This is a genomic window from Shewanella profunda (assembly GCF_023283765.1).
GTDB lineage: Bacteria > Pseudomonadota > Gammaproteobacteria > Enterobacterales > Shewanellaceae > Shewanella > Shewanella profunda.
Map to the genome: position 1 here is coordinate 20,047 of NZ_JAKILG010000012.1, position 20,025 is coordinate 40,071.

Below are 20,025 nucleotides of genomic sequence, written 5' to 3' on the forward strand. Positions count from 1 at the left end.
TTAAGGGCCCAAATAAGAGTAGGAGGTCACTATGTCGAAGACCTTAGCGTTAAAAACTTCAGTGTTAAAGTATTCATTTAACTGGCTAGTCCTCCTAGGGCTGGCCTTTTTTATTTCGGGTTGTGCCAAACAGGACGAGGTCATTTCCCTAGCGGGTAATACCATGGGAACCACATACCACATTAAAGTGGTGACCAATGAACAAATGCCAAGCGTGCAGTTATTACAAGCGGAAATAGATCTCGCTCTTGAGTTGATTAATGACCAAATGTCGACCTATCGACCTAACTCAGAACTTTCCCGTTTCAACCAGTTGCCATTAGAGCAGAGTGTTGAGGTGTCTGCCGATACCATTAAAGTGGTAAAAGAAGGTATGCGTTTATACGAGGTCACCGATAAAGCATTGGATATTACCCTTGGGCCATTGGTTAATTTATGGGGGTTTGGGCCGGATAAACGTCCGACTAAAGTGCCGACGCAGGCCGATATCGATGCGGCTAAGGCCAAAACGGGTATTAGTGAACTTTCTATTGAAGGTAACCGTCTAAGTAAACACAACGCCCATTTATATGTGGATCTCTCCTCGATAGCCAAGGGCTTTGGCGTCGATAAAGTGGCATCTATTTTAGAGAAATATCATGCGGCTGGTTATTTAGTCGAAATTGGCGGTGAGCTTAATATTAAAGGCACAAAGGGGGATGGTAGTTCTTGGCGCGTTGCTATAGAGCAACCTACCGATGGCGGCGTGGCGGTACAACAGGTCATTGAGCCGGGAACTATGGCAATGGCGACCTCTGGTGACTATCGTAATTACTACGAGGAAGACGGCCAACGTTTTACCCATATTATCGATCCACGTACTGGTTTACCCGTTAATCATAAGCTAGCCTCTGTCACTGTTCTGCATAAAGACTGTATGACCGCGGATGGTTTTGCGACGGCGATGATGGTTTTGGGCACAGAAGCATCATTGGAGCTTGCCAAGAAGGAACACTTGGCGATAATGCTAATAGAAAAGCAAGGCGAAGGATTTAAAGTCTATTACAGTGACGCCTTCAAGCCTTTCCTTAAGTAGTTGGAGTAAACATGAGCACTTTTATCGCGGCATTTGTGATTTTATTACTGTTTTTTTTGCTGATGTCGATAGGTTATCTTATCAAGCGCAAAGCCGTTGAGGGAAGTTGTGGCGGTTTAGGTGTCCTAGGGATTGAAAAAGCGTGTGATTGTGATGATCCCTGCGACAAACGTAAACGTCGAATGGCTGCTGAAGAAGCGCGCCGAGAGAAGTTAACTAAAGACCGTATTATCTAAAGAGTCTTCATTAGACAATAGCCTCCTACCTAGGGGGCTATTTTTTTGCCTAATGCTAAGCCTAGAAGAATTTAACTACAGCAATATGAGTAAGATAGCGGGCTAATCTAAGCGAAAATGAGAATGGTTGTTATCATTAAATAGATGAAATATAAAGATAATTTGAATTTGTGGTCAAATTATACTAGGCTAGAAGCTTGATCTAGATCAATCTTTTCACGCTTATCAAGGATCGTAACTTATGAAAGGTCATCCAAAAGTGGTTGGGCAACTGAATCGGGTGCTTACCTGTGAGTTGACGGCCATCAATCAATATTTTCTCCATGCCCGTATGTTTAAACATTGGGGCTTTGAGAAGCTAAACCACGTCGAATATAAGAAATCCATTCAAGACATGAAGCACGCCGATAAACTTATCGAACGGGTGTTGTTTTTGGAAGGGTTACCGAATCTACAGCAGCTTGAAAAGCTACGCATTGGTGAACACAGTCAAGAAATGCTCAATTGTGACTATGCCATGGTGCAAGGGCAGCTAACTCTGCTGCGCGAGGCCATTGCCCTGTGTGAAGCCGAGCAGGACTATGTGAGCCGCGATTTATTAGAAGATATTCTTGAAGACGAAGAAGAACATTTAGATTGGCTCGAATCTCAACAGGAGCTGATCTCGTTAACGGGTATTCAAAATTATCTGCAATCGCAAATTAGCGACCAATAGGAGCGGAATATGAAAGGTGATAAAGACGTCATCGATGCGTTAAATCGACTCCTTACGGGAGAATTGTCGGCGATGGATCAGTATTTTGTCCATGCCCATATGTACGAAGATTGGGGTTTAAATGAACTCTATGAACGAATTGCCCACGAGTCTGATGATGAAAAAGCCCATGCAGCCAAATTAGTACAGCGTATTTTATTTCTCGAAGGTACGCCCAATGTTGCTGCCCGTGAGGCATTGAACATAGGTAAAGATGTTGAAGAGATGCTGCGTAATGATCTCGCCTACGAATATAAGGTCGCGGATGATTTACGTAAAGTGATCGCCCTGTGTGAGCAGAAGCAGGATTATCAAACCCGAGAAATCCTTGAAGTGTTACTTGACGATACTGAGTCTGACCATATGTATTGGCTCGAAAAACAACTCGGACTTATTGACCGTGTTGGGCTACAAAACTATCTGCAGACTAAGATGTAATAGCGCTATCCAGATCAGTGAGTTGTTCTCACTGATCTCACTTTTGTAATAGAGTTTATTTTTCACACTGTGTATATAGTCTAATTGACTGTAAAAGTTCAATCTCACCAATTCATCCTCTGTGATCCCCATTAAGTTTAGCTAGTTCTGTTATATAGTTAATATCTTTTCTTTACAAATACTTGTTTACGTTTTTTCTGATAATTTCACCTGTTGTTGACCCGTAAAAATTGTTACCGTGTAAAACTGTTTTTGCGCCTTATGTTGTTAAATATTGTCAGTCAGACGGGGAAATTGATGGGATATATTAAACGTTCTCTAAGTTTGCAGTTGGTTGTCACTATTGTCAGTGCCTTGGCTGTACTCCTCACCTTAGTTGCCGTTTTGCTGGTAACGAAAGAAAGTAATAATACTCGCAAGCAAGTAGATGAGGATATTTCGGCACTTGTTGCCTTAAAAGCCAATGAGATCAGTGGTTATTTTATTGCTAAGGGTCAGGTGATCCACTCAGTATTTGCCGAGCCAGGTTTAGTGAATTGGTTTAGCCAGTATCGTGCCCGTGCCAGCGATCTTACCGCAGATAGCCAATATCAAAATATTATTCGTTATTTCAAATCGTTTTCTGAGCGCGATCCCGATATTAAATCCGTGTTTTTTGGTTCGGCCAATACGTTTGAATATTTTGATCTGAATGGTCGTTTTGATGGCGATCCCAATTACTACACCAATAAACGACCTTGGTGGCAGGAAGCCATTGATCAACGTGGACTCTTTGTTGGTGATCCTGCAGTCGATGCTAACGATGGCTCTATTTCTGCTACGGTTAAAACTCCAGTCTATGGTGTAAATGGTGAGTTGATTGGTATCGGTGGCATGGATATTTTGATCGATACCATTGGCAAATCATTGTTAGCACCGATCAAATACCGCAATTTTGGTCAAGCTTTTTTGATGACAGATGAAGGTAAGCTGGTTTATTTCCCTGGATTTTCTGAGCGTTTTCCACCGGGCTCTTTAGCCAGTCAAGTGGACAGCCAGTTTAAAGATACCTCGGGATTTTCCGTGCTAAGTCAACAGATGCAACGGGAACATCAAGGCTTTGCTGAAGTGACCTTTAATGGGGTGCCCCAGCGGGTAACCTTTGTGTCTGTCGGTGGAGAGTATCCTAAGCAAAAGTGGCACTTAGCCTTTATGTTGCCCCATGAGGTGATAGAAGCACCTGTGACTGCGGCCTTTTGGAATGCGTGTTTGGTTGCCGTAGGTATTATGCTGTTAGTCGGAATAACGGTTTGGTTAATGTTGCTCCCCTTTAGACGTCAGTTATCTAAGCTATTGGATGCGATGGAGGATATTGCTCAAGGTGATAGCGATCTTTCTCAACGCATTTTAATGGATCGAGAAGATGAGCTGGGTAAACTCGGTGATGCCTTTAATCGCTTCGCTGAAAAAGTCCAACATATGTTATTGCATACCCGCACCCTAACTCAGGAAGTGGGCACAGGGGTGGAGGATGCACGACAGGTTTGTGAATTAGCCGTATCTTCAGTGTCATCGCAGAAACAGCAAATTGATTCAGTGGCAACAGCGGCAACGCAAATGGCGCAAACTAGCCAAGAGATGGCGGTCAGTGCACAAAGGGCAAATGATTTTGCACAGAAGGCGCAAACGCAAGCTCAGGATAGTACGCAAATAGTTTCCCGTGCTACTGAAGGGATGAAAGCTCTGTCGCTACAAGTCATTGAGGCTGCAAAAGTGATTAAACACTTACGTAATAGCTCAGAGCAAATCGGTGAGGTGCTAAGTGTTATCCGTAATATTGCCGAGCAAACTAATTTACTGGCGCTCAATGCGGCTATTGAAGCGGCGCGTGCGGGAGAGCAAGGTCGTGGTTTTGCGGTAGTGGCTGACGAAGTTCGGACATTGGCATCGCGAACTCAAGATTCCACCGCCAATATTCAAACTATTATTCAGACGTTACAGCAAAGTGCCTTACAGGCAGAGCAAGTCATGGAATCTGGCGTCGAGCAGGCTAAAGCGGGTCAGGATCTGACAACCCAAGTGGAGCAAGCATTAAATGATATCGCAAATGCCATTGTGTCTATTCAACAGCAAACGGTAGAAATTACCGTGGCAATTGGTCAACAAGCCGTGGTGGCCGAGGAAGTGGCGCAAAATGTCGAGAATGTCCGTGGTTTATCGGATCAATCTTTGCTATCGAGCCAAGATCTATCGCAAAGTCTACAGGGTTTTGAACATGTTACCCGTAAACTCACCTTAAATATTGGGCAATTCAAAATCTGATCTCAGACGACTCGTCATCAATAAAAGGAGCCTAGGCTCCTTTTGTTTTATCTGCGGGTAAGTCTATTGGATGGTTAGTTGTACAGAATACTTGATTACTGTTTTTATATACAGTATTTTGGCGTTGGAGGAATTCAACGTGCGAAAAATTATTCACATCGATATGGACTGCTATTTTGCGGCAGTGGAAATGCGCGACTTTCCCGAGTACCGTGGCAAGCCTTTAGCCGTGGGCGGCAGTAGCGAGCGTCGCGGTGTTATTAGCACTTGCAGTTATGAGGCGCGTAAATTTGGAGTGCGGTCGGCCATGGCAACGGCCTACGCGTTTAAGCTTTGTCCTGAGCTGATTTTAGTCCCGGGACGAATGCAAGTGTATAAAGAAGTATCACTGCAAATTCGTGAAATTTTCTCCCGCTACACCCACTTGATAGAACCACTTTCCTTGGATGAAGCCTATTTGGATGTCAGTGAGTGCCAACAATATAAGGGTTCTGCAACCTTAATTGCCGAGGCTATTCGCCGCGATATCTTGGCCGAAACGGGTTTAACGGCTTCCGCAGGTATCGCACCAGTGAAGTTTTTGGCAAAGGTTGCCTCGGATCTGAATAAGCCTAATGGGCAATATGTGATCACTCCAGAGACGGTCCCTGAGTTTGTTAAGACCTTATCGCTACGTAAAATTCCTGGTGTGGGTAAAGTCACCGCTGAAAAGTTGGCATCCCTTGGGTTAAACACTTGTGGTGATGTGCAGCTTTATTCAAAACAAGAGTTACTCTCCCGTTTTGGTAAATTTGGTGCAGTGCTAATTGAGCGCGCCCATGGTATTGATGGACGGGGTATTTCCATCGATCGAGAGCGTAAATCCGTTGGCGTTGAGACCACTCTCGCCAAGGATATTTATACCTTAGAACAGTGCCAGCAGGTGATGCCGGGATTAATCCAAGAGTTGGCCTTACGTTTAAGCCGCAGCGCTAAGGATAGAAAGATCCATAAGCAAGTCGTCAAACTTAAGTTTAGCGATTTTAAACAAACCACCATAGAGCATCGCAGTGAGGAGGTTTCCGTGAACATGTTTTATGATCTCCTCACTCAGGCATTAGTCAGGCAGGATGCTCGAGGGATCCGACTCGTGGGTATTTCTGTAGGATTAGCCGATTCAACACTTGATGTCGCATCAAAATTAAATACCCAGACTCAGCTTGATTTAGCGCTCTAGCCATTTATTGAGTCGATAAGTCTTAACGCGAAAGCTGAATCGGCTTAATAAGCCGAAGGTGGGTTTGCCAGCATAAAATCAATCAAGAGCCTAACCCGTAAGGGGAGGTTATCCCGATCGCGATACATCAAATAGGCGGTGCGCGGAATACCTTGCCACTCGGGAAGGATTTGGACTAACTTGCCACTTGCTATTTGTTCACTCGCCATGCTGATCGGCAATAGTCCGATACCGAGCCCTGCCACTACTGCTTGACTGGCGATAGCCATATCATCGACGGCTAATTTGATATTGCCCCTCGGCTCATATTCACATAGTTGTGCACTCACATTGTGCTGTAAGCGCCATATTTTTACCGGTTTTGCGATGATCAATGGATGCAGTTCGAGTTCATCGATGGATTGCAGACAATGCCATTGAGTTGCCGAACTACTGGCGCAAAGCACAAAGCTAATGGTGGTGAGTGGCCTCGCAATCCAGTCGGGATCTTTAGGTTCGCCAACCCGAAAGGCGATATCGATAGCGTTTTCACTGACATCGATATTCATATTCGACAGGCTTAAATCGATATCAATATTAGGATAGCGTAATTGAAAGGCGTTGAGTGATTCCCCCAGCCAACGGTAGCGGTAGGTGGTGTTGATAGGTGCCGAGATCCGCAGTTTTCCAACCGCTTGATGTTTATCCGCATGCAGCTCACCAGACACTTGGTTTAACTCGATAAACAGCGGGCCGCAGCGTTCGAGATAACGCTGACCTGTGGCGGTAAGATTTACCCTATGGGCGTCTCGGTGCAGTAAGCGCAACCCTAAAGACTGTTCTAATAGATTGATTCGACGACTTAAGGTAGACGGTGGAATACCTAAATGCTCAGCCGCGAGCTTAAAACTGCCCTGCTGTGCCACAACCCAAAATAAACGCATATCGTCTAGGGAATAATTAAGTTTCATATTTGGAATTTAAGCTCTCAATCTTGCTGGTTTTAATAATATATGAAACTTATAAACTAAGCTCAATCCCAATTCCCTCCCAAGAGGCAGATATGAAATCCCATACCCCTTACCTGACATTCGTTTGTCTACTGATTTGTGTTTTTAGCTGGGGCAGTGTGTTTCCCATTGCTAAGCGAGTGCTGGAGGAGATGTCGGGAGAATCCCTCGTTTTCTGGCGGTTTACCATAGCTGCAGTCACGCTGGCGTTATATATCGCTTTTACGCGTCAAGCTTGGCCCAAATTGAGCTTGGGGCAATACACAGTCATCGCGTTGGTGGGCGTGATTGGTGTTGGTGGTTTAAACCTCGCCTTATTTAATGGTCTACAACACACCTCTGCGGCCAATGGCGCCTTGATTATGGCACTCAGCCCGATCGTCACTTCGATAGTCAATGGGCTATTGCAGCGTGAATGGCTTAGTCGGCAACAAGTGTTTAGTTTAGTGGTCGGCTTGGCTGGCGTGCTGCTGGTTATCACTAACGGCAGTTTGCAGCAATTGCTCAATTTTAGTTTTAACCAAGGTGACTTGATGGTTGCTGCGGGAATGTTCGCTTGGAGTGGGTATACCATTTGCTCGCAACGGATCGGCCATTGGTTGCCAGTGCTACCATTTACCTTGTTGAGTATGATTGCTGCGAGTGTGTCTATGTCCTTGGTTGGGCTAGGTCGAGGTGAATTTCACCCTTGGCAGGAGCTGATGGGACTGTCGACGATAGCCTTTTCCAGCGTGCTCTACATCGGTCTATTTGCCACTGTGCTCGGTTATCTGTTCTGGATTAATGGAGTTAAGGCGCTTGGCCCTGCTAAGGCATCGGTCTTTTTCAATCTAGTGCCTGTCTTTGCTGCATTAACCGCTTTAGCCATGGGGCAGGCGGTGACGGAAATTCAATTGGTGGGCATGGCGATAGTGATCCTCGCGCTGATGTTACCTATGTTGGTCAATTTACGCTCGGCAAGGGGGTTAGTGGTTAAGCGCTGTTAATTTGCTTTGAGGTCGGCTTAGGTGAGTCAATGTTTGTAGCAGCTATCTAGTTAATCGGTAAACTTGATCCAGCAATGTATATCAACTGGAAAGAAGAAAATAAAAAGCCGCGCTTTATCGTATAAAGCGCGGCTTTAGTGTGAGTTTACTAAGCTTTAACTGGGATTCGCTCTAACACTGCCAGTAACAATGTCCAATATTGGCCGACAGTGGTGATGTTTACCATTTCGTCTGGACCGTGTGGATAGCGAATAGTAGGCCCAATCGAGACCATGTCCATTTCTGGATAGGGTTTCTTGAATAGACCGCACTCGAGGCCCGCATGGATCACCATGATCACAGGCTCTTTGTGGTAAATATCTTGATAGGTTTCACGCACTATCGCCATTACAGGCGAGCTGTTATCTGGCTTCCAACCTGGGTAGGCACCGCTTAAATCGATATCGGCTCCGGCTAAGTTGGTCAGCGCAGTTAACATACCTTCGACTTGGGTACGACCAGAATCGATCAGTGAGCGAATAAGGCACAGGATAGTGACTTCTTCATCGTTAGTGCTGATAACCCCAACATTGAGTGAGGTTTCTGTGACACCTTCGACTTCATCGCTCATGCGGATCACGCCGTTCGGGCAAACATGCAGCAAATCGATCAGGGTATTTTGGCTGTTTTCGCTCATGACGCGTTTGGGCGTTGGGATAGTGTTTAACACTAAACGCATATCTGGGTCGGCAATGGCTAATTCGGTACGGATAAGCGCTTCAAACTCAGCGACTTTGTCGTTTAAGGCGCTGACGTTTTCTTCTGGCAACATAAAGCTGATATTGGCTTCCCGTGGGATCGCATTACGCAGGGAACCGCCGCTAAATTGGGTCAACTCCAACGCTAAATCATCTGCGTTTTCAAAGAGGAAACGCGCCAATAGCTTGTTGGCATTGCCACGACCTAAGTGAATATTTACCCCAGAGTGACCCCCCTTTAAGCCAGATAAGTGCAGGCTAAAGGCCGAGTAACTTTGCTCAGAGGCTTGCCACACCATAGGCAGGGTGATTTGAGCATCGACACCACCGGCGCAGCCCATGTAAATCTCACCTTCTTGCTCTGAGTCGGTATTGATCAGAATGTCAGCGTCTAACATGCCCGCCTGTAAACCAAAAGCGCCTGTCATGCCCGCTTCTTCATCTATCGTCAGCAGCACTTCTAATGGGCCGTGCTTGATATCATCAGAGCCTAAAATGGCTAAAGCCGATGCCATGCCGATACCGTTATCTGAACCTAAGGTTGTGCCCTTGGCTTTAACCCAATCGCCATCCACATAGGCTTCGATAGGATCTTTAGTAAAATCATGCACTTTATCGGCATTTTTTTGTGGCACCATATCGATATGGGCTTGAATAACCACTATTTTACGATCTTCCATCCCCGGTGTTGCGGGTTTACGGATGATCAAGTTGCCAACGGCATCTTCAACTACGGCAAGTTGTTTGCTTTTCGCCCACGCTTGGATGTGCTGGCTTAAGGCTTGCTCGTGTTTAGAAGGGTGGGGAATCGCGCAGATTTGTTCAAACCATTGCCATAATGGCTGCGGGTATAACTGACTTAAGGCTGTCACTTGAGTGTCCCTCATAAGGTCTTGTGGGTATAGGGCAAATTTGCGGCCATTCTACCACATTCTGTGCAGCCTAATAATCTTGATGTCACAGGCTTTTGTTGAGCTGGCAGCCAAAGTTTCCAGTTCGGTTTTTTCTGGAAGTGTTGATACCGCTTTTAGATTGGTAATTAGGCGATAGAGCGGGAATAATGCAGACACAATAATGAAAAAGGATGGGTCATGTTTCAAGTTAACTTCGTTGATGTAAAAGCAGAAAATGCCATTTTTGATGGTGAAGGCTGGGATGCGGTTGTGGTGGTGACGCCAGATCTGGACTCCATCGGTTTTGATGAGATAGGGTTATTGGCTCAGCACGGTGCCCACGTGGATAAGCGCGTAGGTAAGAGCCCGACATTACTGTTTGCCCCAGGGCTTGCGGGAGGTCGTTTGATCATTGCGCCCGTCACCCAAGTGGGCGATGAGTATATCGATGTACGTGTGTATGCTGATGCTGCAAGGGCGGCGATTGCCATTGCAAAAGACGCAGGTGCAAAACGTCCGTTGTTATATGTGGTGCCATCTAAGGATGTGCGTTTTGGTTTTGCTTCAGAGGTGGCGGCATTAGCTTGCGGCCAAGAGTTATGGCAAACCTTAGAGCTACGTGAAGCGACAGGCTTAATGCCTGCATTTGAGGCCATAGGGTTATTATCTTCGTCAACCCATAACAGCAATTTACTCAATGCCTTAGAGGCGGGACGCGTATTAGCGCGGGATTTATGTGGTACTGAGCCAGAGCGTATGTCGGCTAAAGCCTTTGCCGGTTATTGTCTGCAATCATTCGCGGACAGCGTGATCAAAACCGCGGTGGTGGAAGACAGAGATATTTTAGAGCGTGACTATCCGCTGCTAAGTGCGGTAGCGCGTTCTTCTTTTGCCGTTGGTCGTCATCAGCCACGCGTGGTAAAACTAGAGTATCTGCCTGAGGGGCAAGTGACTCGCACTTTCCTGTTTGCGGGTAAGGGCGTAATTTACGACACTGGCGGCGCAGATCTGAAAGTCGGTGGCGCTATGGCAGGCATGAGCCGCGATAAAGGCGGCGCCTCTGCTGTGGCGGGTTTATTCAAAACCCTGTCAATGCTTAAACCTAAGGGTATTCGGGTGATTGCCGAGTTAGGATTAGTGCGCAACAGCATTGGCAGCGAAGCCTTCGTCACCGATGAGATCATTACCAGCCATGCGGGTGTGCGAGTGCGTATTGGTAATACGGATGCCGAAGGGCGCTTAGTGCTGGCGGATTTACTGAGCCATTTACGGATTAAAGCCGTGTCGGCGGTGCAGCCTGAGCTGTTTTCGGTAGCAACACTCACGGGTCACGTTGTGCGTTGTTATGGCAGTTATCCCGCGGCGGTAGAAAACTCGGTGGCAAGTCTGCAGCAATGCGCTGTCACTTTACAACAGCAGGCGAGTCAGTGGGGCGAACCCTTTGAAGTGTCGACCTTGCGCCCAGAGGATTTTGCCAAGATCCGCGATGTGTCTGGCGCTGCTGAAATATTATCTTCCAATAATGCACCATCATCGATTACCGCTCGCGGACATCAATATCCCGCGGCGTTTTTACTGAAAGCCTCTGGGCTATTTGATCATGGCGTAAATGCACCAATTCCCTTGGCTTATACACACTTAGATATTGCTGGCAGCGCGACCGAAGGCGATCCGCTCTATGGCAAACCTACGGCTAGTCCGCTGGTGGGCTTGTATCAATATCTGATCAATCGCTAACGATTTGTGGTAACAAATAGAAATAATTCTGTAATATCTTACTTATTAAGTGTTTACATGATTATTTCTGTTTTTATGTGAAGCTAATCACCATTATCCACACTAAAATTGTGTAATTTAATTACATTAAAAAGCGTTAATCAAAAAAAATACAAATAAAGGTTGTAATAAAACTACAAATCCATATAATTGCTTTCGTGGATTAGGCACTACGCCTTTCCTCTCTAGTCTATCCAGGATGGATATTTTTCTCCAAGGACCCGAGTGACAAGTCGTCTCAACGGATTTGAGAATCTCTAGTTCCAAGGAACCGAGCCAAGCTTCACTAGAGTACTTAATCACAACTAATTTAGGAGCATTGACTATGTCTTATACAGGCAACAACCCTTTTTATTGGCAGAACACTTGGTTTAACACTGATGTTTTGCGTGGCGGTTTATTCGCCATGAGCTTTAAGGCCTAACCCTCCTTAAAGTTTGCGTTTCCATCATCCATCAACCCTTGTATCGCCTTTTTTGGCGTGTTTAGACTCAAGTAGCATATCGGTGTTTTTGCATGGGTATGCCAGGTTTTTCCGCTAGCGCGGTAATGTACTTCCCCGAAAGGGACGCTTGAAATATGTCTTTGCCTGCTCATTGAGCAGGCTTTTTTTTTGCCTGTCGTTTGTTGTGCTGGATTAATTGTTACTATTTACCAGTGATCCATTGTCCTTTCATTTAAAAAAGTATCCCAATAGGCTCGACGGCGGCATCCATGCCACCAACGGTCACTGGTGCAACAATGCCAATCTTAACTAACCCTATTGTTGTTCGTTTAGCTAAAAAGCTATTGCCCCAAAGCAAGATGACTTTATCGTCAGTTGTGCTACATAAATTGTCACTGTTTCCCCAGTGACTCGCCGTCTATTTCTTTCAAAATAAGTATCCCTATAGGCTCGACGGCGACATCCATGTCGCCAACGGTCACTGTTGCAACAGTGGCAATCTTAGCGACCATTGAACTGTTCATTTGCCTAAAAGCTTTTTGCCCCATTCCTCGTTAGCAAAGTGGCATCTAGCTCACTTCAACATCAGTATGTTGACCCAATTTTAGTAATGCTACAGAGCTCTGGCCTTATCAGTTTTATCCAACCGCAATTAAGTAAACCGCAGGTGGTATTGGCGAGTCCTTTGGTTAAGGAGGACCGTTCGTGGCCATGTCCGCAATGCCAGCTAGGTCATTTACAGTTTATTGGGCTGATAAGGCCGCAGTCGGTAGTGATGATAAACAACCAAGGTCAGCCAGTACGCATGTCAGGATAACCACGCCATAAAGACGTAGCGTAATGATCGACAGCGAAAAGCAGCCAGCCTTATGGGCGCAAGCCGATGAGGGGATGTGGTGCGAGAGTTGGCCTGAGTCTGGGCTGGAATGTAGTGGACCACGCGCCTTAGCCAGTCAAAAGTGAGCTTGAAAGAATGAGAAAGCTAAAACGATATCAAGTGATTACCCTCTAAACTGTATAAAAAACCGCTACCGCAAAAAAGCAAATTCCTATAGCATCATTTATACCCATTTACACGGATGTGGCAGCGGCCAAGTCCAACAAGCGATTTATGCCCTGCAAACAGCGCAGCGCATAAATACTAAGACGTTATGTGCTTTGAAGGAAAAGGTTGTGACTGAAGATGAAATGATGGAGCAGTACTATCGTCAAAGAGAGGAAATGAAGATGTTCCTCCTTGATAAACACTCTGCTAATGCTAAGTCAATATCGGATAGTCTAGAGAAATGTGGGTATTCTCTTTCTAAGGAGAATTTTGAATACTCAGATCCTGTTGGCTTGACAGTTTGTTTTAAAAACTTGGTGTCTATATTGGCTCCTGAGCTTAATCGTGACAAAGATAACTTAGTAAAATTAAAGCAACTATTCCAGAGCTACGAAAAAAAATCGAGAGAAGGTTATTTATATACAAATAATTATATGCTCATGCTGACGCCTTTACTCAGAAGAGGTATGCATCCAGTTAATAATTGGGCTCCATTATTTGTAGCAAAAATATGGGAGCTAGACTTAGAGGGGATTGAAGTCTCAGTGGCGTTGGATTATGACCGTGCAAAACTTGATGTAAGTGATTATGGCTATGCTGAGCTCGATACTTGGTTTGGCGCTCCTTTTGAAGATGATATTTCAAGTATCAAGGACGGTATATCAAAGCTAAGACCACCGATGGATATTGAACAAAGGCTTATAACTTTTATCTTTAATGACAAATACAGTCTTGATATAAAGTGGGACACGAAAGGGCAGATTAAAACATTTCAGGCGCTGGAGTTTAGTAATGAAAATGTGTTAGTTGAATTTCAAAATAGTACTTATTACCCAGCAAAGTATATCCATGCAGAATTTGACCTTGAATCAAACTCATTTCGTCATTTTGATGGTGCGGTTCATTTTTATACGCATGACGAGTATTTTTCAAGAAGGGATTTGGACTTTAATTTTGCCAACAAAAATACAAATCTGGTTAAAGCAAAGTCTCAAAAAGTATTCAAACTTGATGGGAAAATCAGCAAAGATGTTTGGTTGGAGTTAACGGGACATTTCTTAACTGGAAATCCGTTGATCGTCGAGTATTTCACTGGAAATTATCCACAACATGTATCAGAGCGCTTGAGTCGAGCACGCACATAACAAAGCATTTAAGAGTGATTCCCAACGCTTGGCATTTCTCATTCCATCGTTGGGTTTTGTGTTTACAGTGGTATGGTTTAGTTTTGATGGTAGTGTTGCTCACACCTTAATGCGGCGTTACCCATAGAAATTTTAATTCGAAACTCACTAATTCGAGCTAAAAATCTAACTTGGAATGTCCCAAAGTGAGTTTATGTTTGGTTGAGTGACTTAGCTTAAATCTAATCAGTCTAAGATAATGAGGCTTAATTGACTCGTCATTAAGCCCTGAAAAAATACGCGGCAAACCCTGCCCAACTTAATAGTAAGAGCGTTATGGCAATCCAAGTTGCGGTGGTGAATTGACTTTGAGATTCTAAGGTATCGTCTGAATCCTCTAGATCATCAATGTCATTAACTGTGCGAGATTTTGCTCTCAATTGTTGTTTACGTGCTTTATCCCGTTCACGAGCTTTGGCTTTTTGAAGCTTTTTATACTCGGCGATGCCTTTTTCAATCCCTTGGGCGATGAGTTTTGTTTGCTCTTTGGTTTGCCCCGGTTTTTGGGTGGCTTTAGCTGCGATGAGGGCTTCTTGCTGGGTTTCTGTCGAGATAATGGGTTTCATCTGGGGTCTGCCTAAGTTAACGCGGCTGTGGCGAAAAAGTTATCGCTAAAAGTGTAAACGTAGCGATTATACCCACATTGGACTGCAAAAATGTAAGATGATTATCCTGATTTCATTAAAAAATCAGTGGATGTCCACCCTGTGGGGCGGGGATATATACAGGCTCGTAGTCCCATACTTCTCGAATGATATCTACCGATAGCGCTTCAGTTGGTGCACCTTGGCTTACTATTTCTCCTTGTTTTAATACGATTAATTGATCGCTATAGCGAGCGGCTTGGTTTAGGTCATGCAGTACCACTATCACAGTGTAGGCTTGTTGGTGAGCTAAGTGTTTAGCTAACTCAAGCACTCTGTGCTGCTGGGCGAGATCTAATGCCGATGTCGGTTCATCTAATAAGAGTATGGGAGGAAAGGGCGATTGACTGAGTTGAGTTAACACTCGGGCGAGTTGGACTCGCTGTTTTTCGCCGCCCGAAAGGGTTGGATAGCTGCGTTTAGTCAGATGGGTTAAACCGACTTCAGCTAGCTTTTGGTCAACGAGAATATCACCCTCTTTCTTGCTGAGAGTTAAGGGATATAACCCCATAGCAACGACTTCTGTCACACTAAAGGGAAACGTTAAACTCGCGTGTTGTGGCAGTACGGCTAAGGATTTTGCCAGATCGCTCCTAGGCCAATCCGCTAGCTGGCTATGGCCTAGCTGTATGCATTGTCTAGGCGTGCTGATTTCTTGGCAAAGTGCTTTAAGCAAGGTTGATTTTCCTGCACCATTAGGGCCGAGTAATGCTGTAACTGCGCCCGATTGAAACTGTACATTAATGTCTCGTAATACTGGTTTTTGTCCAATGGATACATTCAGCTGGCTAATATTCAACTGAGTGCGCTTTGCATCTGCAATGCTTGAATAACGCGTATCTGAAAGATGACTGGTCAGCATAGAGGCTCGTTTAGGTTAACTTACTGCGCTGTTGCAGTAATAGGAAGATAAAGAAAGGTGCGCCGAGCAATGCGGTGACAAGCCCTACGGGTAATTCCGCTGGTGGTAAAAAGGCACGGGCACCAATGTCGGCAAGTGCCAGTAAGGTGGCACCTAAAAGTGCGCTGATGGGGAGGAGTTGCCTATGATCTGGGCCGAGTATCATACGTACTAAGTGAGGTACCACTAAACCGATAAAGCCGATAATGCCAGTTGCCGCAACGCTAACACCCACTCCGAGCGCACAGAGTAAAATAAGCCTGAGCTTGAGCCTATCCACATTGATCCCAAGATGACGCGCTTCAGCTTCACCAAGTAGCAAGGCATTTAGCGCCCTCGCATCTTGATGAAATCGCCAACTGATAAAAACTAAGGTCGCTAAACACAGGCTGACATATATCCATTGTGCTCCTGCAATCGAGCCCATTTGCCAGAGGGTGAGATCCCTAAGTGCCATATCATTCGCGAGGTAGGTGAGCACACCAATACCCGCCCCAGCCAGTGCGGCAATGGCAACACCAGATAGCAGTAAGAGTACAACCGACGTTCCCGTCGGGCTACTGGCAAGGCGATAGACGACAAGCGTTGTTATTAAGCCTGCAACAAAGGCACTTATTGGGATCATTAACGGATTTGTGTTGGGTAACAGCACGATACAGATGGCTGCACCAAGCGCTGCGCCGGAAGATACCCCGATAATACCCGGATCAGCCAAGGGGTTACGGAATAACCCCTGCATAACGGCGCCACACTGGGCGAGTATTGCACCTACTGCCAGTGCCAGCAAAGTACGCGGTAAACGCACATTGTTGATGACAAGCTGTTCATGTGGCGCAATATTGCCGATATTTTGCTGGGTCGCCCAATTGACCACCGCACTTAGGGCATCAATTAAACTGATACTGACGGGGCCCGTGCTCACCGAGAGTAAGCAGCTTAAACCTAACAGTGAGATAAGACCGGGCCAAAGCCAGCGACTAAGCTGCATCGCGACTATTCCTATTTTAATGGGGTATTTACTGACGGTACGGACTGCTGACTATGAGTAATGAGCGTCGTGGCAAGTGTGTCAGCTGCATTTATCGCACTTAATCCGAGACCACCAAGTAGCGCTTGTGCGGCAAGGTTTTGAATATGCCCGTTTTTACCTGCAGGTGTATGGGCTATTAGGGGCATTTCTTGCAGCAACTCTTGGGTTATTTGCTCATTGGTTTTTCCATCGGGTTTATCGCTACGCCTTGACAATAGGATAATGTCGGGCTGTAAAGATAAAATGCCCTCTTGAGACAGGGTCTTATAGCCGTCAAATTCGGCGATGTTTATTGCACCGGATAGCTCAATAATGATATCTGCCGCAGTGCCTTTTCCGCCAACCCTTGCTCCGCGACCTTCTTGTAATAACATAAACAGAATTTTAGGCGGAGTGCTGGCATTGTGAACTTGCTGTTTTTTAGCTTGCAAGCTTTGAAGCTGCAAATGTAAATCCTGTTTTAATTTTGCCGCATTATCTTGGCGATTAAGTAGCTGACCTAATGTATCTACATTACTCATTAACTGTGATTCATCGGTTGTTGCGGGTAATTGTATGACTTGGATATTGGCCTGTTTAAGCACCTTGAGCGTGGTTTCTGGCCCCATAACATCCGAGCCGATAACCAGTGTAGGGGAGAGGGCAATAATTCCCTCGGCAGAGAGCATTCTGTGATAGCCCAATTTAGTAATATGGTTTAAGTTTTCAGGGATATAGCTGGTGGAATCGATGGCGACTAAACTATCGCCCGCATCGAGTGCTAGCACCAGTTCAGTTACCCCCGCCCCCGCACTCACTAACCTGATATCTTGCTCTGCGCTCACTGCATTAGGGGTGAAACCCATAGCTGAAAAAATAATAGTGGACGAAAAAAGAGCCGTGGCAACAATGCATGATAGGGATTTTTGGGCATGACTTTTTAGTCGATTATTGAGGCGATTTAATCCGTGGTCATAGCTCAATTTAGCTATGCCTTTTAAAGCTATCATGCTGATTGCACTCGCGGTTTGGTACAACATAGTTACTCCTTATTCATTTATCATCCGGGAACGGCAATTCGCGGATCAGTATTTTGTTAAAGTAGCGCTGCGAGCTAATTCCGTTTCAACGCTATGGCGAGCTCTCGTATGGGATTAGTGCTCCATCAAAATTTGAGTCTGGCTAATGGATTGCGCTTGCAATAGCGCCAGTAGCTGCATCAATGGCTCTACGGGTGCAGCTTTGTCAGCCGCAATAATCACGGTTGCGTCAGGCATCGCCTGAAAACGTGCTGCAAACGCTGTGGTAAAAGTCGCTAAGTCATTAAATTCTTCACCATCAATTGCCCAATAAGGTGCTGTTGCCATGATATTGATGGTAATAGCCTGTTTGTTTTCTACCACTGTCATGGCCGAACTTGGACTCTGGGGCACGTCTACTGGCAAGCTGAGCAATTGGCTATTTGCCGTTAGCAGCAGAAACACCAATACGATAAAAATAATGTCGATGAGTGCCGTTAAATCGATACTCGGGAGTTGATCGGGTGCCGATATACCATTGGGGAAGGCGGATTTATCTGGGGTGATCATGGCTGAGGCTCAATATGGGCTTTGAGCGGCTCAATTGGTTTACTGGCTCGCTCAAATGCTTGATATACATTGGTATTGATGGAGATATCTTCGATACCTGCTAACCAAAGATTGAGTTGATTGAGCACATGGCTGGCACGCAGACATTGCCCCTGAGCCCAGATCCCAAAAAGATGGGCGGCGGTAATGGCTGGCACGGCGATAATGAGTCCGGCCGCAGTGGTGTTCATGGCAAGTCCTAAACCTGCGCTGAGTTGCGCTGGCGTCACTGGGCCTTGGGATTGACCAAGTTCTGAGAACATGTCAATTAATCCCAAAACAGTGCCGAGTAACCCAAGCAAAGGGCTAATAATGCCAATGACTTGTAATACTTTTAGTCCGGCTTGTAGGTCACGCTGCTGTTTATTGAGCCATAGACTCAGTAATTCTTCCCTGAGTGCTTTAGGTTGGTGGACTTGGTTGAGTAGTAAGGTGGCGCCGCGGGCGAGTAAGTCCTGTTGCACACTTGTTTGTGCGAGCAAAGCGTTAACGTTTTCAGTTGTTGCCGATAATGTTGATCTGCGAAGGTTTTTTATCCAAGCCTGCTTTTGCGGCAGGATAGATAACAAGGTTTGATGTAAAAACAGTGCACTACGTTCAAGACAGATCATTAACGCTAGAAAAGCGCATAACAACAATGGCCAAGTCAGTACACCAAGCTGTGTTTGTAAAGTTGAAAAGTCAGTCATGGGCATTAAGCCTCTCTAATCAGTAGCATTATCATTTGATAGGTTTGTTTAAAGCTTGCAATAAATCGCTAATTGAGCGCAAAACGGATCGGCACTCTGACCCTATAGTGGCTTGCCAGTTTTTGGGGTGGTGCCTCAAATTGCCAAGTCTCAACGGCTTCTAGTGCGGCTTGATCTAACAAGCTAAACCCTGAACTTTTCACTAGGGTGAGTGCTAATTGCTCACCCAATTCGTTAAACATCACTTCTACCATTGCGGTGCCTTCTAACCCTTTTTTACGTGCCATGCGTGGATAATTGGGCTGAGGTGGTGGCGTGGTAAAGAGGGGTTTTTCTAATTCCACTATGTTGGTTTTAATGCTGGAGGTTTGGGGATAATGGGGTGTTAACTCAGTCTGCATAGCAGTATCAGATTCTTTTTCTTCTATTTTTGTTGTTTTTGTTTCGGAAAATTTAGATAACGTGAAATTCGCTAACTGTGGTTCAGCTTGCGTTAGTTGATTAACGGTTTTAGGTTGGCTTGCCGTTTTAGTCGAAGAAGGTTTGAGCGCAGGCGTATCAATTGATTTTGATTGAATACTGCTTTTTTCGATTTTTGCTGTGGATGTTGGCTCTGCCTTAGGTTCAGTGATTATAGGCTCAGTGGTTTTAGACTTAGTGGCGTTATGCTTAGTGGGTTCAGGTTTAGTGGCTTTAGGCTTAGTGATGGTGGCCACTTCACTGTGAACGGTTTTTAGCGGCATAGTTAAATTGAGGCTCACATGGTTTGCGCTACGGTTGAGTATGGACGCAGATGTCGTCGATATCGCATTCAATTGCTGTGGGACGACAGATGGCTGTGAGGCAATAACCCCTGTTTGGATGGCGATAGTTAACGCGCCAAAGACCAGATATCGTTTCGGTGTCACAGCAATCTCATCTCCTAAAAAGGGATATATTCCGACGTTTAAGCATTTTCGCTAATTAAGATACTGCAATATAAACAAGATCGCAAATGATAATGATTTTCATTTGATCTATTTTATTGTCTCAGGTAGAGTGCCAGCAATTGCTCGAATGGGCGCTTAAAAAAACAGCTG

19 protein-coding genes and 1 pseudogene are annotated in these 20,025 nt (G+C 45.4%); 10 read left to right on the forward strand and 10 right to left on the reverse strand.

The features are described from left to right. The first annotated feature begins 31 nt into the window (after nucleotides 1–31). The 6 genes from L2744_RS08160 (at nucleotide 32) to dinB (ending at nucleotide 6,020) form a co-directional block, all read left to right on the forward strand. Nucleotides 32–1,075 carry an FAD:protein FMN transferase gene (locus tag L2744_RS08160; protein WP_248991444.1) on the forward strand — a complete coding sequence of 348 codons (1,044 nt, stop codon included), beginning with the start codon at nucleotides 32–34 and terminating at the stop codon, nucleotides 1,073–1,075. Nucleotides 1,076–1,086: 11 nt separating this feature from the next. Next, complete coding sequence (gene nqrM / locus L2744_RS08165; protein ID WP_007645837.1) at nucleotides 1,087–1,311, forward strand: (Na+)-NQR maturation NqrM; 225 nt, start codon at nucleotides 1,087–1,089, stop codon at nucleotides 1,309–1,311. A gap of 241 nt (nucleotides 1,312–1,552) precedes the next feature. Beyond that, the gene (gene bfr / locus L2744_RS08170; RefSeq protein WP_248991445.1) at nucleotides 1,553–2,026 is read left to right on the forward strand and encodes a bacterioferritin; all 474 of its coding nucleotides are present in this window, start codon (nucleotides 1,553–1,555) and stop codon (nucleotides 2,024–2,026) included. 9 nt (nucleotides 2,027–2,035) lie between these two features. Next, nucleotides 2,036–2,503: a bacterioferritin gene (bfr, locus tag L2744_RS08175; RefSeq protein ID WP_011918791.1), complete on the forward strand. Its 468-nt coding sequence runs from the start codon at nucleotides 2,036–2,038 to the stop codon at nucleotides 2,501–2,503. A gap of 297 nt (nucleotides 2,504–2,800) precedes the next feature. Then, on the forward strand, nucleotides 2,801–4,804 hold the full coding sequence (locus L2744_RS08180) for a methyl-accepting chemotaxis protein (protein ID WP_248991446.1): 2,004 nt from the start codon (nucleotides 2,801–2,803) through the stop codon (nucleotides 4,802–4,804). Between the two features lie 139 nt (nucleotides 4,805–4,943). Next, the gene (gene dinB, locus L2744_RS08185; protein ID WP_248991447.1) at nucleotides 4,944–6,020 is read left to right on the forward strand and encodes a DNA polymerase IV; all 1,077 of its coding nucleotides are present in this window, start codon (nucleotides 4,944–4,946) and stop codon (nucleotides 6,018–6,020) included. A 44-nt stretch (nucleotides 6,021–6,064) separates the two neighbouring features. On the opposite strand, the gene L2744_RS08190 is transcribed toward dinB, so the two are convergent. Next, nucleotides 6,065–6,970 (reverse strand): LysR family transcriptional regulator, encoded by a 906-nt coding sequence (locus tag L2744_RS08190; RefSeq protein WP_248991448.1) that lies wholly within the window; start codon nucleotides 6,968–6,970, stop codon nucleotides 6,065–6,067. 92 nt (nucleotides 6,971–7,062) lie between these two features. Here L2744_RS08190 and L2744_RS08195 point away from each other — a divergent pair, with 92 nt between their 5' ends. Continuing rightward, nucleotides 7,063–7,995, forward strand: coding sequence for a DMT family transporter (locus tag L2744_RS08195; protein ID WP_248991449.1), 933 nt, complete (start codon nucleotides 7,063–7,065; stop codon nucleotides 7,993–7,995). 148 nt (nucleotides 7,996–8,143) lie between these two features. Here the strand turns inward: L2744_RS08195 and L2744_RS08200 are convergent, their stop codons facing one another. Continuing rightward, a complete protein-coding gene (locus L2744_RS08200) occupies nucleotides 8,144–9,604 on the reverse strand; it encodes an aminoacyl-histidine dipeptidase (protein WP_248991450.1) in 1,461 nt (486 codons plus the stop codon). Nucleotides 9,605–9,823: 219 nt separating this feature from the next. Here L2744_RS08200 and L2744_RS08205 point away from each other — a divergent pair, with 219 nt between their 5' ends. After that, nucleotides 9,824–11,362 (forward strand): M17 family metallopeptidase, encoded by a 1,539-nt coding sequence (locus L2744_RS08205; protein ID WP_248991451.1) that lies wholly within the window; start codon nucleotides 9,824–9,826, stop codon nucleotides 11,360–11,362. 876 nt (nucleotides 11,363–12,238) lie between these two features. Here the strand turns inward: L2744_RS08205 and L2744_RS21555 are convergent. Then, nucleotides 12,239–12,370, reverse strand: coding sequence for a hypothetical protein (locus L2744_RS21555; protein ID WP_283103925.1), 132 nt, complete (start codon nucleotides 12,368–12,370; stop codon nucleotides 12,239–12,241). Nucleotides 12,371–12,486: 116 nt separating this feature from the next. Between L2744_RS21555 and L2744_RS08210 the strand changes: the two are divergent. Together L2744_RS08210 and L2744_RS08215 are read left to right on the forward strand one after the other, a co-directional pair. After that, a pseudogene (locus L2744_RS08210) lies at nucleotides 12,487–12,663 on the forward strand (IS91 family transposase); the annotation flags it as partial. A gap of 356 nt (nucleotides 12,664–13,019) precedes the next feature. Then, nucleotides 13,020–14,036 carry a hypothetical protein gene (locus L2744_RS08215; protein WP_248991452.1) on the forward strand — a complete coding sequence of 339 codons (1,017 nt, stop codon included), beginning with the start codon at nucleotides 13,020–13,022 and terminating at the stop codon, nucleotides 14,034–14,036. 260 nt (nucleotides 14,037–14,296) lie between these two features. Here the strand turns inward: L2744_RS08215 and L2744_RS08220 are convergent, their stop codons facing one another. The 7 genes from L2744_RS08220 to L2744_RS08250 all read right to left on the reverse strand — a co-directional run bounded on the left by L2744_RS08220 (nucleotide 14,297) and on the right by L2744_RS08250 (nucleotide 19,854). Next, complete coding sequence (locus L2744_RS08220) at nucleotides 14,297–14,641, reverse strand: DUF2956 domain-containing protein (protein WP_248991453.1); 345 nt, start codon at nucleotides 14,639–14,641, stop codon at nucleotides 14,297–14,299. A 115-nt stretch (nucleotides 14,642–14,756) separates the two neighbouring features. After that, nucleotides 14,757–15,581, reverse strand: coding sequence for a heme ABC transporter ATP-binding protein (locus L2744_RS08225; protein ID WP_248991454.1), 825 nt, complete (start codon nucleotides 15,579–15,581; stop codon nucleotides 14,757–14,759). A 10-nt stretch (nucleotides 15,582–15,591) separates the two neighbouring features. Continuing rightward, complete coding sequence (locus L2744_RS08230) at nucleotides 15,592–16,608, reverse strand: FecCD family ABC transporter permease (protein ID WP_248991455.1); 1,017 nt, start codon at nucleotides 16,606–16,608, stop codon at nucleotides 15,592–15,594. A gap of 11 nt (nucleotides 16,609–16,619) precedes the next feature. Next, nucleotides 16,620–17,669: a hemin ABC transporter substrate-binding protein gene (locus tag L2744_RS08235; protein ID WP_248991456.1), complete on the reverse strand. Its 1,050-nt coding sequence runs from the start codon at nucleotides 17,667–17,669 to the stop codon at nucleotides 16,620–16,622. A gap of 114 nt (nucleotides 17,670–17,783) precedes the next feature. Next, nucleotides 17,784–18,218: an ExbD/TolR family protein gene (locus L2744_RS08240; RefSeq protein WP_248991457.1), complete on the reverse strand. Its 435-nt coding sequence runs from the start codon at nucleotides 18,216–18,218 to the stop codon at nucleotides 17,784–17,786. Then, nucleotides 18,215–18,952: a MotA/TolQ/ExbB proton channel family protein gene (locus L2744_RS08245; protein WP_248991458.1), complete on the reverse strand. Its 738-nt coding sequence runs from the start codon at nucleotides 18,950–18,952 to the stop codon at nucleotides 18,215–18,217. Before L2744_RS08245 ends, L2744_RS08240 begins: the two co-directional genes overlap by 4 nt. Before the next feature lie 62 nt (nucleotides 18,953–19,014). Next, nucleotides 19,015–19,854 (reverse strand): energy transducer TonB, encoded by an 840-nt coding sequence (locus tag L2744_RS08250; RefSeq protein WP_248991459.1) that lies wholly within the window; start codon nucleotides 19,852–19,854, stop codon nucleotides 19,015–19,017. Nucleotides 19,855–20,025: the final 171 nt, after the last annotated feature.

Coding starts and splice junctions, on each gene's coding strand:
- L2744_RS08195 (WP_248991449.1), top strand. CDS start 7,063: ATGAAATCCCATACCCCTTACCTGACATTCGTTTGTCTACTGATTTGT.
- L2744_RS08180 (WP_248991446.1), top strand. CDS start 2,801: ATGGGATATATTAAACGTTCTCTAAGTTTGCAGTTGGTTGTCACTATT.
- bfr (WP_248991445.1), top strand. CDS start 1,553: ATGAAAGGTCATCCAAAAGTGGTTGGGCAACTGAATCGGGTGCTTACC.
- L2744_RS08235 (WP_248991456.1), bottom strand. CDS start 17,669: ATGTTGTACCAAACCGCGAGTGCAATCAGCATGATAGCTTTAAAAGGC.
- L2744_RS08240 (WP_248991457.1), bottom strand. CDS start 18,218: ATGATCACCCCAGATAAATCCGCCTTCCCCAATGGTATATCGGCACCC.
- nqrM (WP_007645837.1), top strand. CDS start 1,087: ATGAGCACTTTTATCGCGGCATTTGTGATTTTATTACTGTTTTTTTTG.
- L2744_RS08220 (WP_248991453.1), bottom strand. CDS start 14,641: ATGAAACCCATTATCTCGACAGAAACCCAGCAAGAAGCCCTCATCGCA.
- L2744_RS08190 (WP_248991448.1), bottom strand. CDS start 6,970: ATGAAACTTAATTATTCCCTAGACGATATGCGTTTATTTTGGGTTGTG.
- L2744_RS08225 (WP_248991454.1), bottom strand. CDS start 15,581: ATGCTGACCAGTCATCTTTCAGATACGCGTTATTCAAGCATTGCAGAT.
- L2744_RS08230 (WP_248991455.1), bottom strand. CDS start 16,608: ATGCAGCTTAGTCGCTGGCTTTGGCCCGGTCTTATCTCACTGTTAGGT.
- L2744_RS21555 (WP_283103925.1), bottom strand. CDS start 12,370: ATGAACAGTTCAATGGTCGCTAAGATTGCCACTGTTGCAACAGTGACC.
- L2744_RS08205 (WP_248991451.1), top strand. CDS start 9,824: ATGTTTCAAGTTAACTTCGTTGATGTAAAAGCAGAAAATGCCATTTTT.
- L2744_RS08160 (WP_248991444.1), top strand. CDS start 32: ATGTCGAAGACCTTAGCGTTAAAAACTTCAGTGTTAAAGTATTCATTT.
- L2744_RS08245 (WP_248991458.1), bottom strand. CDS start 18,952: ATGCCCATGACTGACTTTTCAACTTTACAAACACAGCTTGGTGTACTG.
- bfr (WP_011918791.1), top strand. CDS start 2,036: ATGAAAGGTGATAAAGACGTCATCGATGCGTTAAATCGACTCCTTACG.